The 20,261-nt window shown below is 72.4% G+C and carries 19 protein-coding genes; 12 read left to right on the forward strand and 7 right to left on the reverse strand.

Annotated features, from left to right (window positions below; translation table 11 throughout):
• Positions 1-154: 154 nt before the first annotated feature.
• Positions 155-1,105, reverse strand: coding sequence for a hypothetical protein (locus ACIQWX_RS17055; protein WP_400871234.1), 951 nt, complete (start codon positions 1,103-1,105; stop codon positions 155-157).
• Between the two features lie 173 nt (positions 1,106-1,278).
• On the opposite strand from ACIQWX_RS17055, the gene ACIQWX_RS17060 reads away from it, so the two are divergent.
• Genes ACIQWX_RS17060 through ACIQWX_RS17080 form a run of 5 tightly spaced genes read left to right on the forward strand, consistent with a single transcriptional unit; the run spans position 1,279 to position 4,906 of the window.
• The gene (locus tag ACIQWX_RS17060) at positions 1,279-1,527 is read left to right on the forward strand and encodes a PLD nuclease N-terminal domain-containing protein (RefSeq protein WP_400871237.1); all 249 of its coding nucleotides are present in this window, start codon (positions 1,279-1,281) and stop codon (positions 1,525-1,527) included.
• Positions 1,524-2,426, forward strand: coding sequence for an ATP-binding cassette domain-containing protein (locus tag ACIQWX_RS17065; RefSeq protein WP_400871239.1), 903 nt, complete (start codon positions 1,524-1,526; stop codon positions 2,424-2,426). Before ACIQWX_RS17060 ends, ACIQWX_RS17065 begins: the two co-directional genes overlap by 4 nt.
• Positions 2,423-3,106 carry a hypothetical protein gene (locus ACIQWX_RS17070; protein ID WP_400871242.1) on the forward strand — a complete coding sequence of 228 codons (684 nt, stop codon included), beginning with the start codon at positions 2,423-2,425 and terminating at the stop codon, positions 3,104-3,106. The genes ACIQWX_RS17065 and ACIQWX_RS17070 overlap by 4 nt, the downstream gene beginning before the upstream one ends.
• 25 nt (positions 3,107-3,131) lie before the next feature.
• Positions 3,132-4,265, forward strand: a complete 1,134-nt coding sequence (locus ACIQWX_RS17075; RefSeq protein WP_400871245.1) for a sensor histidine kinase — start codon at positions 3,132-3,134, stop codon at positions 4,263-4,265.
• Positions 4,262-4,906 (forward strand): response regulator, encoded by a 645-nt coding sequence (locus ACIQWX_RS17080; protein ID WP_400871248.1) that lies wholly within the window; start codon positions 4,262-4,264, stop codon positions 4,904-4,906. Before ACIQWX_RS17075 ends, ACIQWX_RS17080 begins: the two co-directional genes overlap by 4 nt.
• Here ACIQWX_RS17080 and ACIQWX_RS17085 read toward each other — a convergent pair.
• Together ACIQWX_RS17085 and ACIQWX_RS17090 are read right to left on the reverse strand one after the other, a co-directional pair.
• Positions 4,903-5,439 (reverse strand): PadR family transcriptional regulator, encoded by a 537-nt coding sequence (locus ACIQWX_RS17085; protein ID WP_400875791.1) that lies wholly within the window; start codon positions 5,437-5,439, stop codon positions 4,903-4,905. The two genes, ACIQWX_RS17080 and ACIQWX_RS17085, sit on opposite strands and share 4 nt — an antisense overlap.
• 27 nt (positions 5,440-5,466) lie before the next feature.
• The gene (locus ACIQWX_RS17090) at positions 5,467-5,856 is read right to left on the reverse strand and encodes a nuclear transport factor 2 family protein (RefSeq protein ID WP_400871250.1); all 390 of its coding nucleotides are present in this window, start codon (positions 5,854-5,856) and stop codon (positions 5,467-5,469) included.
• A gap of 166 nt (positions 5,857-6,022) precedes the next feature.
• Between ACIQWX_RS17090 and ACIQWX_RS17095 the strand changes: the two genes are divergently transcribed.
• The gene (locus tag ACIQWX_RS17095) at positions 6,023-6,859 is read left to right on the forward strand and encodes a protocatechuate dioxygenase (RefSeq protein ID WP_400871253.1); all 837 of its coding nucleotides are present in this window, start codon (positions 6,023-6,025) and stop codon (positions 6,857-6,859) included.
• 47 nt (positions 6,860-6,906) lie between these two features.
• Here the strand turns inward: ACIQWX_RS17095 and ACIQWX_RS17100 are convergent, their stop codons facing one another.
• Complete coding sequence (locus ACIQWX_RS17100; RefSeq protein WP_400871255.1) at positions 6,907-7,650, reverse strand: SDR family oxidoreductase; 744 nt, start codon at positions 7,648-7,650, stop codon at positions 6,907-6,909.
• Between the two features lie 124 nt (positions 7,651-7,774).
• On the opposite strand from ACIQWX_RS17100, the gene ACIQWX_RS17105 reads away from it, so the two are divergent.
• The gene (locus tag ACIQWX_RS17105) at positions 7,775-8,650 is read left to right on the forward strand and encodes an RNA polymerase sigma-70 factor (protein ID WP_400871258.1); all 876 of its coding nucleotides are present in this window, start codon (positions 7,775-7,777) and stop codon (positions 8,648-8,650) included.
• A 4-nt stretch (positions 8,651-8,654) separates the two neighbouring features.
• On the opposite strand, the gene fadD8 is transcribed toward ACIQWX_RS17105, so the two are convergent.
• Positions 8,655-10,244 carry a fatty-acid--CoA ligase FadD8 gene (fadD8, locus tag ACIQWX_RS17110; protein WP_400871261.1) on the reverse strand — a complete coding sequence of 530 codons (1,590 nt, stop codon included), beginning with the start codon at positions 10,242-10,244 and terminating at the stop codon, positions 8,655-8,657.
• A 290-nt stretch (positions 10,245-10,534) separates the two neighbouring features.
• Between fadD8 and ACIQWX_RS17115 the strand changes: the two genes are divergently transcribed.
• The 3 genes from ACIQWX_RS17115 (at position 10,535) to ACIQWX_RS17125 (ending at position 15,441) form a co-directional block, all read left to right on the forward strand.
• Positions 10,535-10,774, forward strand: coding sequence for a hypothetical protein (locus tag ACIQWX_RS17115; protein WP_400871263.1), 240 nt, complete (start codon positions 10,535-10,537; stop codon positions 10,772-10,774).
• Between the two features lie 11 nt (positions 10,775-10,785).
• Positions 10,786-12,234: a DUF6119 family protein gene (locus tag ACIQWX_RS17120; protein ID WP_400875793.1), complete on the forward strand. Its 1,449-nt coding sequence runs from the start codon at positions 10,786-10,788 to the stop codon at positions 12,232-12,234.
• A 102-nt stretch (positions 12,235-12,336) separates the two neighbouring features.
• Positions 12,337-15,441, forward strand: coding sequence for a tetratricopeptide repeat protein (locus tag ACIQWX_RS17125; protein WP_400871266.1), 3,105 nt, complete (start codon positions 12,337-12,339; stop codon positions 15,439-15,441).
• A 365-nt stretch (positions 15,442-15,806) separates the two neighbouring features.
• Here ACIQWX_RS17125 and ACIQWX_RS17130 read toward each other — a convergent pair whose 3' ends face one another.
• On the reverse strand, positions 15,807-16,223 hold the full coding sequence (locus tag ACIQWX_RS17130; protein ID WP_400871269.1) for a hypothetical protein: 417 nt from the start codon (positions 16,221-16,223) through the stop codon (positions 15,807-15,809).
• Positions 16,224-16,381: 158 nt separating this feature from the next.
• Between ACIQWX_RS17130 and ACIQWX_RS17135 the strand changes: the two genes are divergently transcribed.
• A complete protein-coding gene (locus tag ACIQWX_RS17135) occupies positions 16,382-17,245 on the forward strand; it encodes a DUF4394 domain-containing protein (RefSeq protein ID WP_400871272.1) in 864 nt (287 codons plus the stop codon).
• A 52-nt stretch (positions 17,246-17,297) separates the two neighbouring features.
• Here the strand turns inward: ACIQWX_RS17135 and ACIQWX_RS17140 are convergent, their stop codons facing one another.
• Positions 17,298-18,686, reverse strand: a complete 1,389-nt coding sequence (locus tag ACIQWX_RS17140) for an alpha/beta hydrolase domain-containing protein (RefSeq protein ID WP_400871275.1) — start codon at positions 18,684-18,686, stop codon at positions 17,298-17,300.
• A gap of 286 nt (positions 18,687-18,972) precedes the next feature.
• Here ACIQWX_RS17140 and ACIQWX_RS17145 point away from each other — a divergent pair, with 286 nt between their 5' ends.
• Entirely contained in the window at positions 18,973-20,247 is a 1,275-nt protein-coding gene (locus ACIQWX_RS17145) for a sigma-70 family RNA polymerase sigma factor (RefSeq protein ID WP_400871278.1), read from the forward strand.
• Positions 20,248-20,261: the final 14 nt, after the last annotated feature.

Here is a 20,261-nt window from a genome sequence, read left to right on the forward strand (position 1 = left end):
CGACGTCTCACATTGAGACCTGCGGGGGCCGGGTGCCGTGCTGTGATCACAGCCATGGAGCCCGAACCCGAACGCGAACCCGGCGAGCACCGCGTGTGCTTCGAGCGCGCACTGGTGCCCGCCGGGTGGCAGATCGACTTCGAGGACGCCGGCGCTACCAGCTCGACGGCACGTAAGCCCAGCCGAGGTAGTCGGAGCGCTGCGCGTACGTGCTCGTCTGGTACACCGACGGGCCGGTGCTGATCGCGACGCCGCCGCCGAGCGCGAGCATGATGTGCCCGTTGCTGGTCGTGCTGGTGAAGAACACGGCCGTGCCGGCCGGGGCGACCGAACCGGTGTGGATCCGGCCGTTGGCCTTCTGCCACTGGTAGTGCGTGGTGGCCGAAGCGAACCGGCCGCTGGTGCCGAAGGAGCGTTCGACGAACAGCTCGCACTGGTTGTTCCAGTCGGTGTGGCCCAGGCGCGCCTTGGCGAACGCGATCGCGCTGTCGGCGCGGGAGTCGGCCGGGTACGCCGTGCCGCCCGCCTTGAGGCCGTCGGTGTCGCAGTGCGGGACGCCGCTGACGAACCCGTCGGTCCCGGTCTTGACCATGGCGTCCGGCACCCACAGGTTGTCGCTGGTGAAGTCCCAGATCTCCTCCGACGCCGTGGCCTGGCAGACCACCGGCACCGACGCGCCGGTCAGGTACTTGTCCGCCACGCTGCCCGCCGCGTCCGCCGCGTCGCCCTTCTTCGCGCGGCCGTTGAGGTCCGCCTTGGCCGGGTACGCGTGCGGGGTGGTGCACTGTGGGGCGACCATCGACGTCGAGCCCGTCTTGACGTAGGCGTCCGGCACCCACACGCCGTCGGTGGTCAGGTCCCAGATGCTGCTGCCGCCGTACGCCGGGCCGGTGTCCTGGCACGCCAGCGTCACCGAAGTGCCGGACGGGTACATGTTCGCGATGCGCTGCTTGCCCACCGCGACGTCCGGGTCCTTGACGGTCCGGCCGTCCACTGTGGTCGTGACGGGGTAGGTCGGCGCGGCCTGGGCGGCGGGCGCGGCCAGCCCGGTCAGCGCGACGCCGAGACCGATCGTGGCGACCGCGGCCTTGAGTGTGGTTCTCACGTTTCCTCCATCGGGATGTCCAGCGGATCGTCGGCGGCCGCCGTACAAGAGCCGTACAAGCCCGCCGGGCGGCCTAGTACTTTCCGCCTATCCCGGACTCCCCGAAGATCGGATGTGCGGGCGCGCGCGATCGGCGATCTTGGATGCGAGAGACCGACGTGAGGAGACAACCCATGCATCCGGCCGCCCTGATCGAAGGCCACGAACAGACCTGGTCGTGGCTGGTGCTCGGCCTGACCGGCGCCGTCCTGCTGGCCTTCGCCGTGCTGTTCCTGGCCGCCCTGTTCAGCATCCTCGGCTCGCGGCTCACCGGCGGCATGAAGCTCGTCTGGGTGATCTTCGCCTTCTGCGCGCCGTTCCTGGGCAGCCTGCTGTGGTTCGCGGTCGGCCGCCGGGACGCGCACCTCCCGGCGCGCCGGTGATCGTCGCGGACGGGCTCGCGAAGACCTACCGCGGGGGCGCCGGTGTCGAGGACCTGTCCTTCACCGTCCGCCCCGGCGTGGTGACCGGTTTCCTCGGGCCCAACGGCGCCGGCAAGTCGACGACCATCCGGCTGATGCTCGGCCTGACGCGCGGCCGCGGGCGCACCACCTTCGGCGGCCGGGAATACGCCGACGTCCCGGGTCCACTGCGGACGGTCGGCGTGCTGACCGACGCCGCCGCCGTGCACCCCGCCCGGCCGGCCGCCGCGCACCTGCGGATGGTCGCCGCGGGCGGCGGTCTCCCGGCCCGGCGCGTCCGGGAGGTCCTGGGCACCGTCGGCCTCGAGTCCGTCGCCCGCCGGCCCGCCGGCCGGTTCAGCCTCGGCATGAAGCAGCGGCTCGGCCTGGCGACGGCGCTGCTCGGCGACCCGGAGTACCTGATCCTCGACGAGCCGGCCACGGGCCTCGACCCGGAAGGCGTCCGGTGGATCCGCGACCTCCTGCGCCGGCTGGCGGGGGAGGGGCGCACGATCCTCGCGTCGTCGCACCTGCTGGCCGAGATGTCGCTGCTGGCCGACGACCTGATCGTGATCGGCGCCGGCCGGCTCGTCTCGGCCGAGCCCTTGGAGGAGTTCGTCCGGCGGCACGCGCACGCCGACGTCGTGGTGCGCGCCGACCGGCCCAGCGAACTGCTGGTCGCGCTGGCCCGCGACGGGCTGCGGGTGCGGCAGGAAGCCGGGGAGCTGGTGGTCGAGACCGCCGACACCGAGCGGGTGGCGGCGGTCGCCGGCCGGACGGGGGTCGCGGTGCGCGAGCTGTTCGTGCGGCGCAGCGGGCTGGAGGACGCGTTCCTCGCCGCGACCGCGGCCGCCGTCCGGCACCGGGGGGAGCTGCCGTGAAGCACGCGCTGGCCTATGAATGGGTGCGGGCCCGCTCGTTGCGCTCGACGTGGCTGCTGCTGGCGGCTGCGGGGGTGCTGCAGTTCGCGTCGGGCCTGTACTGGGGTCTCAAACGCGACCTCGGCACGCTCGACGCGTTCACCTCGGCGTTCGGGCTGGTCGACCGGCTCGGCGCCCTGCTGGTCGCGGCCGTCGGGATCGCCGCGTTCGGGCTCGACCACCAGCACGGCACCCTCGCGACCACCCGCCTGGTGCTGCGCTCGCCGTCGCGGATCGTCGCCGCGCGGGCGCTGGTCACCGCCGGGCTCGCGCTGCTGGGCGGGGTGCTGATGGTGGTGCTGACCGCCGCCGGGGTGCTCACCGGCGGGGGCGCCCTGCCTGCCGGCGCGGGGGCGGCAGGCAGGGCGGCGGGCGCGGTGCTGCCGCTGACCGTCCTTTCCGGACTCGCCGGCGTCGCGCTCGGCGGGCTGCTGCGGCACACCGGGCTCGCCGTCGGCGTGTTCGCGGTGTGGACGTTCGTCGCGGAGACGACACTGGCCGCGCTTGGTCATGTGCCGGTGACCGCACTGCCCTTCAGCGGCACGGCACTGTCCGCGCTGCCGGGGACGGCCGTGTTCGCCGCCTTGGTCGTCCTCGCCCTGGGCGCGACGGCGTTCACCCTGGCTCGCCGTGACGGCTGACCGGGCACGCCCTAGCCTGTACGCGATGAAGCGATGGCTGAGCTGGTGGGACGGCCGCGTCGTCCTGCTCGCGCTCGACGTCGCGGTGGCCGCGGCGGTGATCGTGGTGACGCTGACCGGCGGCGACCCGCGTGACCCGCACCCGGCGTTCTACGTGCCGGCGGTGGTCGTCTCCGGGCTCGCGCTGCTGGCGCGGCGCCGGTGGCCGTTCCTGGTGCTGCTGGTCGCGGTGGCGTGCCTGCCGGCCGGGGTGACGCTGCTGCCGCTGATGGTCGCGCAGTACTCCGTCGCGGCCCGGCACGGCGTCAGCTGGGTGACCGGGCTCGGGGTCGTCGTCGCCGTGCTCGCCGGGAAGGTGGTGCCGGCGTTGACCGCGCCGGAGAGCTTCACCCAGGTCGTGATCGTGCTGGGGTTCTTCGTGTTCGGCCCGGTGCTGGCCGGGCTGTGGATGCACCAGCGAGCCGCGCTGCTGGCCGTGCTGCGGGACCGCGCCGACGAGGCCGAGCGGACCCGGACGCTGCTCGCCGACCAGGCCGTCTTCGCCGAACGGCGGCGGATCGCCCGTGAGATGCACGACGTCGTCGCCCACCGGGTCACGGCGGTCGCGCTGCAGGCGGGTGCGTTGTCGCTGCGGGCGCCGGACGAGAAGACCGAGCAGGCCGCCGAGACGATCCGGGCCACCAGCGCGACGGCGCTCGACGAGCTGCGCGCCGTCCTGCGCGTGCTGCGCGACGACGCCCCTTCAGCGGACGCGGGTCCGGGTGTACTGGCGTCGCTGGAAGACCTCGTCGCGGAGGTCGTGGCGACCGGGGCGCGGGTCGAGCTGAGCCTGCCGGACCCGCTGCCCGCGGTGCCCGACCAGGTCGGCCGGGCCGTCTACCGGGTGGTGCAGGAGTCGTTGACCAACGCGGGGAAGCACGCGCCGCACGCGGCCGTCGACGTCCGGCTCGCCGTCACCGGGGAGCGGCTGGCGGTCGAGGTGACCAACCGGCTGACCCCGCACGGCAGCGCCGTTCCGGGGTCCGGCTACGGGCTGGTGGGCATGCGCGAACGCGTCGAGCTGGCCGGCGGCGAGCTGCGCACCGGCCCGACGGGCGACGGCCGTTTTCAGGTGTCCGCGCGCTTTTCGGTGGGCTCGCCGGTGGGGGAGGGCGTGTGACGGTCAAGGTCGTGCTGCTGGAGGACGAGGAGCTGGTCCGCAGCGGCATCCGGATGATCCTCGAGTCGGCGGGCGATGTCGAGGTGGTCGCCGAGGACACCAACGGTGCGCGGGCGGTCGAGCTGACCGACCGGTACCGGCCGGACGTGGTGCTGACCGACGTCCAGATGCCGAAGGTGGACGGCATCGAGGTGGTTCGCCGGCTCGCGGGGCACCCGGCGGCACCGGCGGTGGTGGTGCTGACGACGTTCGACGTCGACGAATACGTCTACGCGGCCCTGCGCCACGGCGCGGCGGGCTTCCTGCTGAAGGACACCCCGCCGCGTGAGCTGGTCAACGCGGTCCGGGTGGCGGCCCGCGGCGAGGCGATGCTGTCGCCGAAGATCACGAAGCGGCTGTTGACGGATTTCGCGTCCGGGGGCGGCAGTGCGCGGGCTCGGGCGCGGCTGGCGGAGCTGACGCCCCGGGAACACGACGTGGCCGTCCACATCGGACAGGGGCTGAGCAACGCGGAGATCGCCCGCGCGCTGGTCGTGAGCGAGTCGACGGTGAAAGTCCACATAGGACACATCATGGCCAAGCTGGAGGCGGCCAACCGCACCCAGGTGGCCCTGGTGGTCCACGACGCCGGCCTGAGCTAGCGCGCCGCCCGGCGCTCCAGGATCTTCAGCGACTGTTCGCACCAGCGGAGGTTCTCCCGCTCGAACGCCAGCCCCCGCATGAGCGTCAGGTACGGGCCCACCCGCTCGGCCTCGGCCAGGTAGTCGTCCTCGAAACGGCCGTCCAGCAGACCCGCCCGCAGCCGCTCGTAGCGGGCGATCTTCGCCTCCGCGCGGGTCATGCGCTCCTTCAACGCCTGGCGGACCGCCGCGCCGTCGCCGACGTCGACGGCCTGCACCTGGACCAGCAGCTCGTCGCGGATCACGCCCGGGCGCGGGGCCCGGGCGGTGAACTCGTGAAGGGCGGCGAACCCCGCGTCCGTCAAGGAGAAGAGCCGCTTGTCCGGGCGTTTCTCCTGGTGGACCACGCGGGCGCGGACCAGGCCGTCGTCCGCCATCGCGTCCAGTTCGCGGTAGAGCTGCTGGGGCGTCGCCGGCCAGAAGTTCGCCACCGACGCGTCGAACACCTTCGCCAGGTCGTAGCCCGAGGCCTCGCCCTCCAGCAGCGCCGCCATCAGCGCGTGGCGCAGCGACCTACTCACTTAGTTGAGTGCCTCGCGCTGGATCTGACCGAATTGCGCGGCCATTGCTTCGGACAACGCCTGCGCGGCCGACAGCGGCCGGACCATGACCGTGAACTCGTCGATCAGCCCGTCGTCGTCGAAGTGCAGGAAGTCGCAGCCCTCGACCCGGGCGTCGCCGATCCGGGCCTCGAAGACCAGCGCGTGGTCCCGGCCGTCGCCGCCGCTCAGCTCGCGCACGTACCGGAAGTCCTCGAACACCCGCAGCACGCCCCGCAGGATCGCGGCGGTGATCGCCTTGCCCGGGTAGGGCTTGAACGCCACCGGGCTCCGGAAGACGACGTTCTCCGCCAGTGCCGCGGCCATCGCGTCGGGATCGCGGGCCTCGACGGCCTTCCGGAAGCTGATCATGCCTTCACCTCACCTAATCAACAAGTTGAGTACCAGTGTACCGCTCGGCGACCCACAGCCTCACCACAGCTCCGGCACAGCCCCGCCCGCCACCTTGGTTCAAGGCCGGTTCAGGTCCCCGTCAACCGGCCTTTACTCCCGGACCCCCACCGCGGAAGGACACCACATGGACCACCACGAGGGACAACGCGTCAGCAGGCGGCGGTTGCTCACCGGTGTGAGCTCGGTCGGCTTGGGCGCACTCGTCACGGCGTGCGCGGGCCAACGCCCCGTCACGACGTCCACCGGCGAAACGGTCGCGCTGCAGGCGGTCACCGACGCGGACCTCACCGCGTTGTTCACCGGCGCGCGGACCTGCACCCTCACCGCCAGTACCACGCAGGGCCCGTACTACTTCGACGCGGACAAGATCCGCAGCGACGTCCGCGAGGACAAGCAGGGCGCGAAGCTGCGGCTCGCCCTGCAGCTGCAGGACAGCGAAACGTGCAAGCCGATCCCGCACGCGGTCGTCGAGATCTGGCACTGCGACGCGGGCGGCCTGTACTCGGGCGCGGTGGCGGCGTCCGGCGGTGGCGGCACCCCGCCCACCGGCCCGCCGCCGACCGGGACCCCGCCCACCGGCGGCCCGCCGCCCGGCGGCGACCAGGACCTCGAGCCGACCGACGACGAGCGCTACCTGCGCGGCGCGCAGGTCACCAACCAGCGCGGGACCGTCGAGTTCACCACGATCTGGCCGGGCTGGTACCGCGGCCGGACGGTCCACGTCCACGTGATGGTCCACGTCGGCAACGAAAAGACGCTCACGACGCAGCTGATGTTCGACGAGGCGCTGAACACCGAGGTGCTGGCGACCCAGCCGTACGCGCAGCGCACCGGCCGGGACACGTTCAACGACAACGATTCCATCTACGAGCCGAGCATGCTGCTGAAGGTCACCAAGGCGCGCGACGGGTACGTCGGCTGCATCGTGCTCAACGCCGACCCGGACCACGACGGCGCCTGACGCGGAGGACCGCACGGGTGGCGCGGGGGCCACCCGTGCGGCCGGCGTCACGACCGGGTCAGCCAGTCGGCGAGCTTCGTCTCCGCGAGCTGCGCGCCCGGCCCGGGCAGCAGCTCCTCCGCGCCCGGCACCGCGCCGAAGTACGGCGCCGCCGGGTCGGTGACGACCTCGCGCGGGTCCTGGCGCGCGGTCAGCACCGTGCGGACCCACTCGTCGAGGCCGAAGACCTCCGGGCCGGCGATCTCGGTGATGCCGCCGACCGGCCGGCCGGCCGCGGTGCGGGCGACCGCCGCGGACACCTCGGCCGCCGCCATCGGCTGGACGCCGGCGCCCGGCAGGCGCACCACGCCGTCCGTCGTCGACGTGTCCGCGATCCCGCCCGCGAACTCGAAGAACTGCGTCGCGCGCACGATCGAGAACGGCAGTCCCGACTCGGTGATCAGCCGCTCCTGCGCGACCTTGGCGCGGAAGTAGCCGACGTCCGGCTGCCGGTCGGTGCCGACCACCGACAGCGCGACGTAGTGCGTGACGCCCGCTTCCTTCGCCGCGGCGACGAGGTTGCCGGTCGAGGTGCGGAAGAAGTGCATGACGTCGTCGTCGGCGAACGACGGCGAGTTCGACACGTCGATCACGACGTCCGCGCCCTGCAGCACCTCCTTCAGCCCTTCGCCGGTCAGCGTGTCCACGCCGGTGCTGGGGGCGGCGGCGACCGCCTCGTGGCCGTGCTCGGTCAGCCGGGCGACCACGTTCGTGCCGATCAGGCCGGTTCCGCCGATGACGACGACCTTCATGTCCGTTCCTCCCGTTCGGCGCCCGCCCGGACGGCCCGGGAGGTGCGCACCAGTCAAGACAAGACGGCGCTCTCGTTCGTGACAACCGCCGGGTGGATACGCTCCCGCCGGGAGGGATGCGCGCATGGAGGACACCGGCCTGGAGGACGCGGCGGCCGTCTTCGCTGACGTGCGGCCGCGGCTGTTCGGCATCGCCTACCGCATGCTGGGCAGCGTCCTCGACGCCGAAGACCTGCTCCAGGACGTGTGGCTGCGCTGGCAGGCCAGCGACCGGGCCGCGGTGCGCACCCCGGCGGCCTACCTCGCGACGACGACCACCCGGCTGGCGATCAACGCGACGAAGACGGCGTACGCGCGGCACGAGACCTACGTCGGCCCGTGGCTGCCGGAGCCCGTGGACACCTCCGCCGACCCGCAGCTGGGCGCGGAGCGGGGCGCCGCGCTGGAGCTCGCGGTCCTGCTCCTGCTGGAGAAGCTGACCCCGACCGAGCGCGCGGCTTACGTGCTGCGCGAGGCGTTCGACTACCCGTACCGCGAAATCGCCGAGGTCGTGCGGACGAGCGAGGCCGCGGCCCGCCAGCTGGTCAGCCGCGCGCGCAAGCACCTGGCCGCGGAACGGCGCACCCCGGCCGAGCCGGCCGAGCAGCGACGCCTCCTGACGGCGTTCGTCACCGCCGCCCAGGAAGGCGACTTGTCGACACTGGAGCGGCTGTTCGCGGCCGACGTGACCAGCTACTCCGACGGCGGCGGCGTGGCCCGCGCGTCGCGCATCCCGGTTCGCGGCGCAACGACGGTGGCGAAGTACGTCCGAGCGTTCAAGGACCGCTTCTGGGTGGGCGTGACGGTGACGCCGGCGCTCGTCAACGGCGCGCACGCCGTGCGGCTTTCCCGCGACGGCGAGGTGTTCACGGTGCTGACGGTGACCGCCTCGGCCGAGGGCATCGACCAGGTGCTGTGGATGATGAACCCCGGCAAGCTCACGGCGGTCACCGCCGTATAACGCCCTACACGCTCGCGCGCTCGTACTGCGCCCGCAGCGCCTTCTTGTCCGGCTTGCCCAGCCCGGTCATCGGCAGGGACTCGGCGATGACGACCTGCTTGGGCACGTGCACGGGTCCCTTCCGCTCCCGCACCGACGCCTGGATCTCGCTCGTCAGCCGCTCGATCGCGGCGTCGTCGGCGGCCGCGTCCGAACGCAGCACGACCACCGCCGTCACCGCTTCGCCCCACTTCTCGTCCGGGGTGCCGATCACGCCCACCTGCGCGATCGCCGGGTGCTCGGCGACGACGTCCTCGACCTCGCGGGGGAACACGTTGAACCCGCCGGTGACGATCATGTCCTTGACGCGGTCGACGATGAACCAGAAGCCGTCCTCGTCCTCGCGGGCGACGTCGCCGGTGTGCAGCCAGCCGTCGCGGAACGTCTCCGCGGTGATCTCCGGCAGGTTCCAGTACCCGGCCGCGAGCAGCGGGCCCGCGACGCAGATCTCGCCGGGTTCGCCGGGCGCCACGGGATTGCCCTCGGCGTCGAGCAAGGCCGTGCGCAGGAACGCCGACGGGCGCCCGCAGGAGGACAGCCGCGCGTCGTCGTGGTCGCCCTTGGCGAGGTAGCTGATCGCCATCGGCGCCTCGGACTGGCCGTAGTACTGCGCGAAGATCGGCCCGAACCGGTCGATCGCCTCCTTGAGGCGCACCGGGTTGATCGACGCGGCACCGTAGTAGACCGTCTGCAGCGATGAGAGGTCGCGCGTGTGCGAGTCCGGGTGATCCATCAGGGCGTAGAGCATGGTCGGCACCAGCATGGTGGCCGTGATCCGCTCCTCTTCGATGATCCGCAGGACGCCGGCGGGGTCGAACTTCGGCACGACGACGAGCGAGCCGCCCTTCAGCAGCGTCGGCGCGAAGAACGCCGCGCCGGCGTGGGAAAGCGGGGTGCAGATGAGGAACTTCGGCGCTTCCGGCCATTCCCACTCGGCGAGCTGGATCTGGGTCATCGTCGCCATCGCCTGCGCGGTGCCCATGACCCCCTTCGGCTTGCCGGTCGTCCCGCCGGTGTAGGTGATGGAGACGACCTGGTCCGGCGGCAGGGGAGCGGGCTCGAGCGGGCCGGGCGCGAATTTCGCGGCGGTCGCGGTGAGGTCGTGCCCGACGTGGGCCAGCGGCTCGGGCACCGGCCCGATGGTGAGCACCTGCGTCAAGCCGGCGACCTTCTCGAGCAGGCCGAGCGCCCGCTCGACGAACATCGGCACCGGGTCGATGATCAGCGTGGTGATGCCGGCGTCGCCGAGGATGTAGGCGTGGTCGTCGAGCGAGCCGAGGGGGTGCAGCGCGGTCCGCCGCGAGCCCTGCAGCTGGCCGGCCGCGATGATCAGCAGGACCTCGGGGCGGTTCAGCGACAGCAACGCGACCGCGGCGCCGGTGCCGGCCCCGAGTTCCTCGAAGGCCTGGGCGTACTGGCTGACCTGCTCGGCGGTCCCGGCCCCGGTCATCGTGGTCTCGCCCAGCACCATCACGGGCGCGTCCCGGTGGCGCTTCAGGGCGGAGACGACCAGGTGCCCGAGGTGGTTCGGATACCGCATCGCCGGTTCGCTCATCGAAGTCCCTTCCACCGCGAGTTACTAGAACACGTTACTGTTTTCGGCACTATACCCGCCGCCTGTCCGGCTGTCATCGCGCGTCACGTAGCTGGAACAGGTTGCAGCTTGAGGTGCTAGGTGGCCGTGCTGAGTGTCGTTGGCGGGTCGTGTGCGCTGCCGCTGCTGCCGGGCGCCTTCGTGATGGCGTGCATTTCACCATGATCTGTCTGTTTGTTGTCCAGACATCTTCGATACGATCTTTAAATGATTCGAGTCTTTCGGCCCTGAATCGGTCGGCGGGAATCCTGATGACTGATGAATTTTCGGAACAGGATGAGACGGCGGGCGTCGGTGCCACGCGGAAGATGAGCCTCTACCGGATGTACGCATCCGATCGTCTGCTCGACCTGGCCGCGACCAAGGTCGTCGACGATCCGGACGAGAAGTTCGCCCACCACGAGGTCGAGGTCGGCGGTGTTCCCGCTCTGCTCGTCGCCGGTGAATCGCACGCCGAGCGGTCGGCTGGGTACCGGCCGTCAGCTCCCTGACCGGAGTCCACCTGGGATTCACCAACACCACCGCGTCGGCGGTCTTGTTCCTGCGTGTCGGGAAGGTCAGCTACGCCGTGGCGTTCGGGCAGGGCTGGCGTTACCTGAGCGACAACAAGATCGACCGGGAGTTCGGGCTGGACGTCGCGGTGCGGCTGCTCGATCCCGACGAGATCCGGCGGATCACGCGATGGGCCCTGAGCGCCAAGGCCCGGGTCGATCAGAACATGGTCCCGGGCGGCCAGGGACTCTGGGCGTTCGGCTTGCGGGAGCACGCGGAGCTCGTGCGTCGGCTGAGCGGCAAGGTTCACGGTGACCTCACCGTGGATTTGGCGCACGTCCGGCGACGCGGCGCGTACCGCAATTTCCGGCTTGGCCTCGATTGCGGTGACGGGATCCAATTGCCGCTCAGTATAGAAGGTGAATCGCTCGTATCGGATCTGCGGGTACTGACCAGGGTTGTCACGGAGATGGAGGTTCACGACCGGCTCGAGCCGTTGCAGTGGGTTCGTCGGCTCGCACCCGGGCACGACCTGCGTGAAGTCCTCGACTCCACGGTCGCCGACCTGCTCGCTCACCCCGATCCGGACCGCGGCGAAGTCGGGGTCGCCTACCCGGCTCGTTATTACGACGGGCCCGACGTGCAGGTCTACCGCGGTCACGTGGGTGACGTGCCCGTCGACACACCGGAGCTCGGTATCGACGACCTGCGAGCGGGGATCCGTGGCCGGCAACCGGCGGAACAACTCCGTGTGCTGCACGCCAGTGTCATCGAAGGCTTCGACGATACCGGCCGTTCACTCGGTGGCTCCGTCTCCGCCCTGCACTGGCTGGCCGCCGAGATCGTCGACCCGGAATGTCGTTACATCCTGCTGGACGGTGACTGGTACCGGCTCGGCGACAAGTACCTGCACCATGTCGCGCACATCGTGGAGGGGGCCTTCGAAGGCGCACCACCATGGGTGCTGCCCGCCTGGGACTCGGCGCCCACCGATCCTGAGGGCAAGGTTCTCGAGCGCGACTACAACAAGCATGTCGCGGACGTCGATCACCGCTTCCTCTGTCTCGATCGCAAGCTTCTGAAGACCAGGGTTCATCCGCGTGGGTTCGAGACTTGTGATCTGCTGGGCCCGGACAACGTCCTGGTCCACGTCAAAAAGGTGAGCAGCTCCACCGGATCGTCCGTGCTCAGCCACCTCTTCGCCCAGGGGTTGGTGGCGATCGAGAGCTTGACGGACTCGTCGACGTGGACGGAATTCGCCGAGCTCGTCGGCGCCGAAAGCCCGGAGCGGGCCGCAGCGCTCGGAACCCGGCCCGCGGGGCTGGTCTACGCCATCCACCGCTCGGACAAGACGCTCACTCCCGACACGCTCTTCACCTTCGCGAGGTCGGCACTCGTCTCCGCGGCCATTTCCCTCGCCGCCGCCGACGTTCCGCTTCGCATCGCAGTGATCCCTTAGCCCGCCCGACGGGCGCCGCTGGGCTGAGCGGAGCCACTTCCTTGTGTGCCGGCCGCCGGGACGGCTACGTTCGGTGATCGGCAGCCGATGGCGGGGGACACCGTGGCGACGAGATCGGTGCGCATCCAGGTGCTGGGTCCGGTGCGGGCGTGGCGCGACGGGGCGGAGCTCGAGCTCGGCCCGCCCGGCCGTCGCGCGGTGCTCGGGTTGCTCGCCCTGGCCGGCGGGGATGCCGTTGCCCGGCGCGAACTCGTCGACACGCTCTGGGGCGACCGGCCGCCGCCGAGTGCGGTGAACGTCGTCCAGACGCACGTGAAGCACCTGCGCCGCTTGCTCGAACCCGGCCGCGCGCCGCGGTCCGGGAGCGGAGTGCTGCCGCACGTCGGTGGTGGGTACGCGGTGCGGCGCGACGCCGTCGACGTCGATCTGTGGCGGTTCCGGGAGTCCATCGCCGAGGCGAACGACGCCCACCGCGAAGCGGACACCGCCCGCGTGACCGCTTCACTCGGCGAAGCGCTGCGGCTGTGGCGAGGCCGGCCGCTGGGGGACCTGCCGTCGCTGGCCGCGCACCCGAAGGTCGTGTCGCTCGTCGCCGAGCGCAAGGAAGCGTTTTCCCGGTACGCCGACGCGATGATCGCCGCCGGCGCCGCGGCCGAGGTGCTGCCCGGGATCGCCGAGGCCGCCGCCGAACAGCCGCTCGACGAGTCCGCGCAGACCCTGCTGATCCGCGCCCACCACGCCCTCGGCCGGCGGGGCGAGGCGTTCCGCCTCTACCGGCGGACGCGGGCCCGGCTCGTCGAGGAGCTCGGCATCGACCCCGGGCCGGAACTGCTGGCCGCCCACGAGGCACTGCTGCACGACGACGGCGTCGCGGCCGCCGAACCGGCGGAACCCCGGCCCGCGCAACGGATCCCGAAACAGCTGCCCGCCGAGCCGGGCGGGTTCACCGGCCGCGCCGCCGAGCTGTCCTTTTTGGACAGCGTGCCGGCGGCGGGCGGGGCGATCGCCGCGATCTCCGGTACGGCCGGGGTCGGCAAGACGGCGCTGGCCGTGCGCTGGGCGCACCGCGTGCGGGACCGGTTCCCCGACGGGCAGCTCTACGCGAACCTGCGTGGCCACGCACCCGGCGCCCCGGCGTCGACGGCGGAGGTCCTCGCCCAGTTCCTCGCCGCGCTGGGGATCCCGGCCGAGCGCGTGCCCGCCGACGAGGAAACCGCCGCGGCGCTGTACCGGACGCTGACCACCGACCGGAAGGTCCTGGTGCTGCTGGACAACGCCGCCGGCCCGGCGCAGGTGCGGCCGCTGCTGCCGGCCGGGCCCGGGTGCCTGGTGGTGGTGACCGCCCGCGACCGCATGACGGGCCTGGTCGCCGTGCACGGTGCGCGCCGGCTCACCCTCGACGTGCTGAACCCCGAAGACGCCGTCGACCTGCTGGCCGGCGTCCTCGGACCCGACCGGGTGCGCGCCGAGCCGGAGGCGGCCGTCGAGTTCGCGAAGCTGTGCGTGTACCTGCCGCTCGCATTGCGGATCGCCGCGGCGAACCTCGCCGACCGGCCCGGCCACGGCGTCGAGGACTACGTCGCCGAACTGCGGGAGGGCAACCTGCTGGCCGCGCTCGCGGTGCAGGGCGACGAGCAGACCGCCGTCCGGACGGCGTTCGACCTGTCGCACGCGGCTCTGCCCGCCGACGCCCAGCGGCTGTTCCGGTTGCTGAGCCTGGTCCCCGGTCCCGATGCCGGCACCGACGCGGTCGCCGCCCTCACCGGTACCGAGCCGGCGCGGGCGGGCGCGGTGCTGGACCGGCTCGCCGGCGCCCACCTCGTCGAACACCACAGCCCCGGCCGCTACCGCTTCCACGACCTCCTGCGCCGCTACGCCGCCGAGCAGGCCGAACGGGCCGAGCCGGACCGCGAACGCGCGCTGGACCGGCTCTACGACTGGTACCTCCGCACGGTCGACGCCGCGGCCCGGCTGCTCTACCCGCACATGCTCCGGCTGCCGCTGCCCGAGACGGGCACCCCGTTCGCCGGGCTGGGCGAGGCGGCGAACTGGCTGGACGCCGAACGCGGCAACCTCGTCGCGGCCATCCGGGCGGCCGGGCCGCGGCCGCGCGCGTGGCTGCTCGCGGACGCGTTGCGCGGGTACTTCTGGATGGGCATGCGGCGGGTCGAGTGGGCCGCGGCCGCGGAAGCCGGGCTGGCGGCCGCGGAAGCCGCCGGGGACGCGCGGGCTTGCGCCGTCTCGCGGCTCAGCCTCGCCGACCTGAACTTCCGTCAGGGGCGGTACCGGCCGGCCGTGCGGCACTACACCGCCGCGCTGCTCCTGGCCCGGCGGGCGGGCTGGGCCGAGGCGCAGGCCGCCGTGCTCGGCAACCTGGGGTGCGTCTACTGGCAGTCCGGCCGGCTGGCCGCGGCGGCGTCGCGGTTCGAGCGCGGACTGGCGCTCAGCCGGCGGCTCGGCCAGGTCGCGGGGGAGGCCGTCGCGTTCGCCAACCTCGGGCTCGTCCACTGGGAGATGGGCCGGCTCGCGGCGGCGGCCGACCACTACGCGCAGGCGCTGCGGCGGTTCCGCCGCATCGGGTCCCGCTACGGCGAAGCGATCAACCTCGCCAACCTCGGGCAGACGCAGCGGGCCCGCGGCCGGCCCGCCGAGGCGGCCGACCTGCTGGGGAGGTCGCTGCGGCTGCAACGCGAGGCCGGAAACCGCGGCGGCGAAGCCGAAACCCGCAGCCGGCTGGCGGCGGCGTACGCCGACCTCGGCCGGCTCGACGAGGCCCTCGAGTGCGCCCAAGCGGGTCTCGCGCTGGCCCGCGAGGCCGGCGACCCGCGAACCGAGGCGGAGGCGCTGGCCACGCTCGGCGCGGTGCTCCACCGCACCGGCGACCGCGCTGGGGCGCTCCGGCGGTACGGCCAGGCTCTCGATTTGATCCGCGAGACCGGCGACCGCTACCCGGAAGCCGACGCGCTGCTCGGCTTGGCGGCGGCGGCCGACGATCTCGCGCCGGGCCGGCAGGCGCTGGCTTTGGCCGAGCGGGCGGGCTATCGGGCATTGCGAGGCCAGGCGTTGACGGTGCTGGCAGGGATTTTGCTGGCTCGGGGCGAACCTGAAGCGGCGGCGGAGCATGCCCGCCGGGCGCTGGCGGTCCACCGCGAGACGGGCCATGGCATGGGGGAGGCGTTGGCGGTGCTGGAGCGTTGTGACGCCTGACCCGGTGCGGCAGGGCGAGTCGGGCCGGGCGTTGGCGGTTCACCGCGAGATGGGCCATGGCATGGGGGAGGCGTTGGCGGTGCTGGAGCGTTGTGACGCCTGACCCGGTGCGCCGACGAGCGTGCCCGCCGGGCAGTGGCGGTCCACCGCACCGGGAGGCGCTCGCGATGGTGGAGCGCTGCGGCGGGTGACTCGGTCCGGCACGCCCGTCGTGCACCGCGAAACGGGCCGTCGCCCGGGAAGCGCTTGCGGTGCTGGGCACGCGCGGACCGGCACGCGTGCCCCGGGGGACGGCACGGCTCTGGGGACGCCGGACGCCGTGCCGTCCACCCGGGCACGCGGGCACGCGGGGCCCGCCGGCCCGGCTACGGGCGGATGCCGGTCGCGTCGACGGTGTAGGTCCCGTCGGCGTGCACCGTCACGATCGCCCACGGCGTGACGCCCTTGGCCCCGATGTCGCCCGGGCAGGAGAACTCGCTCAGGTTGAACGCCGTGCGGGTGCCCTCCTCGGACTTCGTCACCGACTCCTCCACGCTGCCCACCCACCGGCACACCGGGGCGATCACCTCGTAAGTGACCACCGGGTCGACCGAAACGATTTCCGCACCCTCGGCGCACCACGACACCTCGTAGGTGTAGCTCCAGACGCCGTCGAGGCCGAGTTCGATCGGTTCGATGCTCCAGCACGTCCGTTCCCCTGCCGTCGCCGTGACGCCCGGCGCGAAAGACGAAGCGGCAAGCAAACCCGCCGTCAACGCGCCCAGTCCGAGTCCGATGGACATCGTGAAAACCCCCTGTTTTCCGGTTGTGCTCCCAATGTCCTGGCTCGCCGGGGCAGCCGCAAGACACCGATCCGCCCAGTCCAGCCGACGTCCAACGGCTGTCCAGTTCGTCCGAATAGCTTCCTCTCGCACACCGAAGCTCCAGGAGGGGAACCACGATGAAGGCACGGATCAAGAGAGGGATCGCCGCCGCGGCCGCGGTCCTGTCGGCCGCCGCGGGCGTCTCGGTCGCCACGGCGGGCGACAGCGTGGCCGACGCCGCCGGGCTGCGCGCGTACGGCATCTCCGCCGACGGCACGCTGATGGCCACGTTCACCACCGACCGGCCGCAGGTGCTCGACTGGGTCCGGGTGGTCACCGGGCTCAGCGGCGACACCGCGCTGATCGGCATCGACTTCCGCGTCCAGAACAACACCCTGTACGGCGTCGGCAACCTCGGCGGCGTCTACACGATCACCATGCCGCCGGTGACGGTGGACGTCGTCGTCAAGAAGGTCTCGCAGCTGAGCGTTCCGCTGTACGGCACCAACTTCGGCGTCGACTTCAACCCGGCCGCCGACCGGCTGCGCGTGATCAGCGACAACGGCCAGAACCTCCGGCACAACCTCAACGACGGCACGACGATCGAGGACGCGATCCTCACGACGCCGCCGCTGACGGCCCCGGCCCGCGGCGTGACGGCCGGGGCGTACACGAACAACGACCTCAACCCCGACACGGCGACGACGCTGTTCGACCTCAACACGACGACCGACCAGGTCGTCATCCAGGCGCCCGCCAACAACGGCACCCTGTCCCCGACCGGCGCGCTCGGCGTCGACGCGGGTCCGAACGCGGGCTTCGACATCTTCAGCGACCTGGTCAACGGCAAGACGGTCTCGGCGACGGCGTTCGCGACGATCGTCCCGCCCGGCGGTCCGGCGACGCTGGCTTCGGTGAACCTGCTGACCGGTGCGGCGACGCCGGTCGGTCAGCTGCCGCTGGCCATCACCGACATCGCGCTGGCCCTCGACGCCGGCTGAACCCCCGGTGGCCGCGAGCCCACCACCACGCCGGTGGTGGGCTCGCGGTCGGTCACGGCACGGGTGCGGCCTGCGCGCGGGCGACGGCTTCGTCGCGGTCCGCGGGCAGCAGGTATCCAGCGCGAAGCGCCCGGTCAGCCGCAGCGGTGAACTTCGCGACGTACGCGGCGTGATCCGGGTACAGCTGCCGGATCCGCGCCGCCGGCAACGGCGTCGTCGTCCCCAGCAACAGGCACGCCCCCGGCACGTTGCCGCCGCTGTTGTTGGGCGCGTAGGCGGCCACCGGGGCGTCGAAGTCCGGCAGGCGGACGCCGCCCAGGGCGTTCTGGTCGGCGTCGCGGCGGATGAACAGGCCCAGCAGCAGGGAGATCGGCGGTGCCGCCGGCGGGGCCGCACCGCCGCGGGCCCAGCGGTCCAGGTGGGCGAACGCCGCGTTCTCCGCGTACCGGAACGTCATGCTGTTCACCGGCTTGTCGCAGGTCGTCGGTGCGCCGTCGTTGATCGAGTGGTCGCGGGCGTTCGCGGCGTTGTAGAGGTCGAGCCCGTACTGGTCGGCGTGGGCCGTCCCGGCGACCTCCCACGTGCGGACCCGCGCGGTGTCCTGCCGGACCGAGTTCGAGGCGATGACGTCGGTTTCCGACTGCAGCACGAACACCGGCACGGCCAGGTCGGTGCGGATGCGCGCGGACAGCGGGCCGACGACGCCGTCGCCGATCGGGGCCGCGAGCGCCGCCCGGCCGTGGATCATCAGGCCGTCGTAGACCCCGCGCACCGGTTGAACAGCGTTCGCATAGGTGGTCAGCCGCAACGCGGACTGCGAGTGCCCGGTACCGAGGACGACCGACGGCGCGCGGCCGCCGAACAGCTCCGGATGCGTCCGAACCGCCTGCGCGGCCTGCGAAAACACGTCGTAGGAGAGCGTGTCGGAGCCGAGGTCCACGGAGCCGTACCGGGCCGGGTCGAGGCTCTTCAGCTTGTCCGCTCCGGCTTTCTGTGTCGTGACGCCGACGTAGGCGTAGCCCTCGCGGACGAAGTGCTCGTAGGACTGGGAGAAGTCGACCGGGATGTCGACGCCGAAGCTGACGTTGAGCCACTCGACCACGACGGTGCCGTTGAACCGCGCCGGGTTGTCCGGCCGCACGACGACCATCCGCGTGGTGTACGGGTTCCCGGTGGTGGCGACGTGCGTGGCCCAGCGGCCGTCGTCGGTCCACAGGCCGTCCTGCGCGTAGGTGTCGGCCTGCCCGGACAGCAGGTACTCCTGTTCGACGTACCCGCGGGCGGCGAGGTCGAGGACGCCTTGGGCGCCGCTGACCGGCCAGCCCTTGCCGGCGTTCGCGGGTACCGGCGTCACGGTGGGCGCGGGCGCGGCCGCGGCGACGCCGGTGGCCACGACGGCGGGGAGGAGCAAGGTCAGCAGCAGGCAGACTGCTCTGCGCATTTCGGAGACCTTCCTGGTGGAGGGACAACGAACGTCCACATCGGACAGTGGGACGGTGGCCACCGCCCCTCGTCTCTACCGCCTCCGGTAACGCCGCGGCAACGACGCGTCGCCGGGCCGGGACGAAACCCGGCCGGAGTGCTCAGTCACCTGACAAGACACGGGTCCGGGACACTCACCGCGGAAGAAAAAGGGCTTTCCGCGCCGAAACCTTGCGCTGGGCCTCTCGTTGGACGACTATCGCGTGACGTTCTGCACGTGCAAGCGCACGAGCAAGGGGGGTTGGGTGACCGAGGTGGCACCGGCGGTGGCCGGGACGAAGGACGTCCCGAGCGACGCGGTCTTGATCCAGGCGGTGCGCGACGGGGATCCCGCCGCCTACGGCCAGCTCTACGACCGGCACCTGGTCGCCGCCCGCCGGGTCGCGGCCGCGATCGCGTCGGGCGAAGCCGAACGGGAAGACCTGATCGCCGAAGGGTTCACCCGCGTACTGCGGATTCTGCGCGCGGGCGAGGGTCCGCACGAAGAATTCCGGCCTTACCTGCTCACGACGATCCGGAACACGATGATCAGCTGGCGCCGCCGCGACTCCGCGCTGTCGCTGGTGGCCGAGGTCCCGGACGTCCTGCCGAGTGAGGGCAGCGACGAGCCCGTGGACAGCCGGCTGCACGGCAGCGTCGCCGCGGGCGCGTTCGCGAGCCTGCCCGAGCGGTGGCGGAGCGTGCTGTGGCGCACCGAGATCGAGGGCGAGTCGCCCGCCCGCATCGCCGAAGACCTCGGCATGACGCCGAACAGCGTCGCCGCGCTGGCCTACCGCGCCCGGGAAGGGCTGCGGCAGGCCTACCTGGACCAGCACGTCCCCGAAGCCCGGCGCCGCACCTGCCGGGTCGTCTCCGGCCAGCTCGCCCGGTGGGTGCGCGACGGGGTCGGCGACCACAAGAGCCACCGGATCACGACGCACCTGGACCGCTGCGCGGACTGCCGGAAGCTGGCCATCGGGCTCAAGGAGCTGAACGCGGAGCTGCCGGCGACAATCGCCCCGCTGATCCTCGGCCTCCCGGTCGTGACGCACTGGCTGACCGCGACCGGGTCCGTCGCGTCGACCGGCGCGGCCGCGAGCACCGGGGCGTCCGTGCTGTCGTGGGCGACGGCCGCGAAGGTGGCGGCCGCCAGTGCGGCGATCGTCACGACGGTGACCATCGGCGCGAGCACGTCCGACATCGCGCCACCCGCGGCTCCGGGCGCGGAAGGCACGACGGTGCAACCGGTCCCGAGCCGGCCCGCGGGCGTGCCGGCCGGTGGTGACCGCGGGACCACCTCGGGGGCGCAGCTCACGTCGGTGCCTTCCGCACCGGAGTCGCCCGGGGGAGAAGCGGCGGCCGGCGGATCGGCCGAGACGTCCGGCGCCGAGGGCACGGCCACGAACGACAAGCAGGCGGCGAAAGAGTCGAAGCAAGCTTCGAAGTCGGCCGCGAAGGAGTCCAAGCAAGCGGCGAAGGAGTCCAAGCAAGCCGCGAAAGAGTCGAAGAAGGCGGAGAAGACGAAGCAGCCCAAGGAGTGACCCGGCCCCGCACC

The sequence above is a fragment of the Amycolatopsis sp. NPDC098790 genome, from assembly GCF_044759945.1.
Classification (GTDB): domain Bacteria; phylum Actinomycetota; class Actinomycetes; order Mycobacteriales; family Pseudonocardiaceae; genus Amycolatopsis.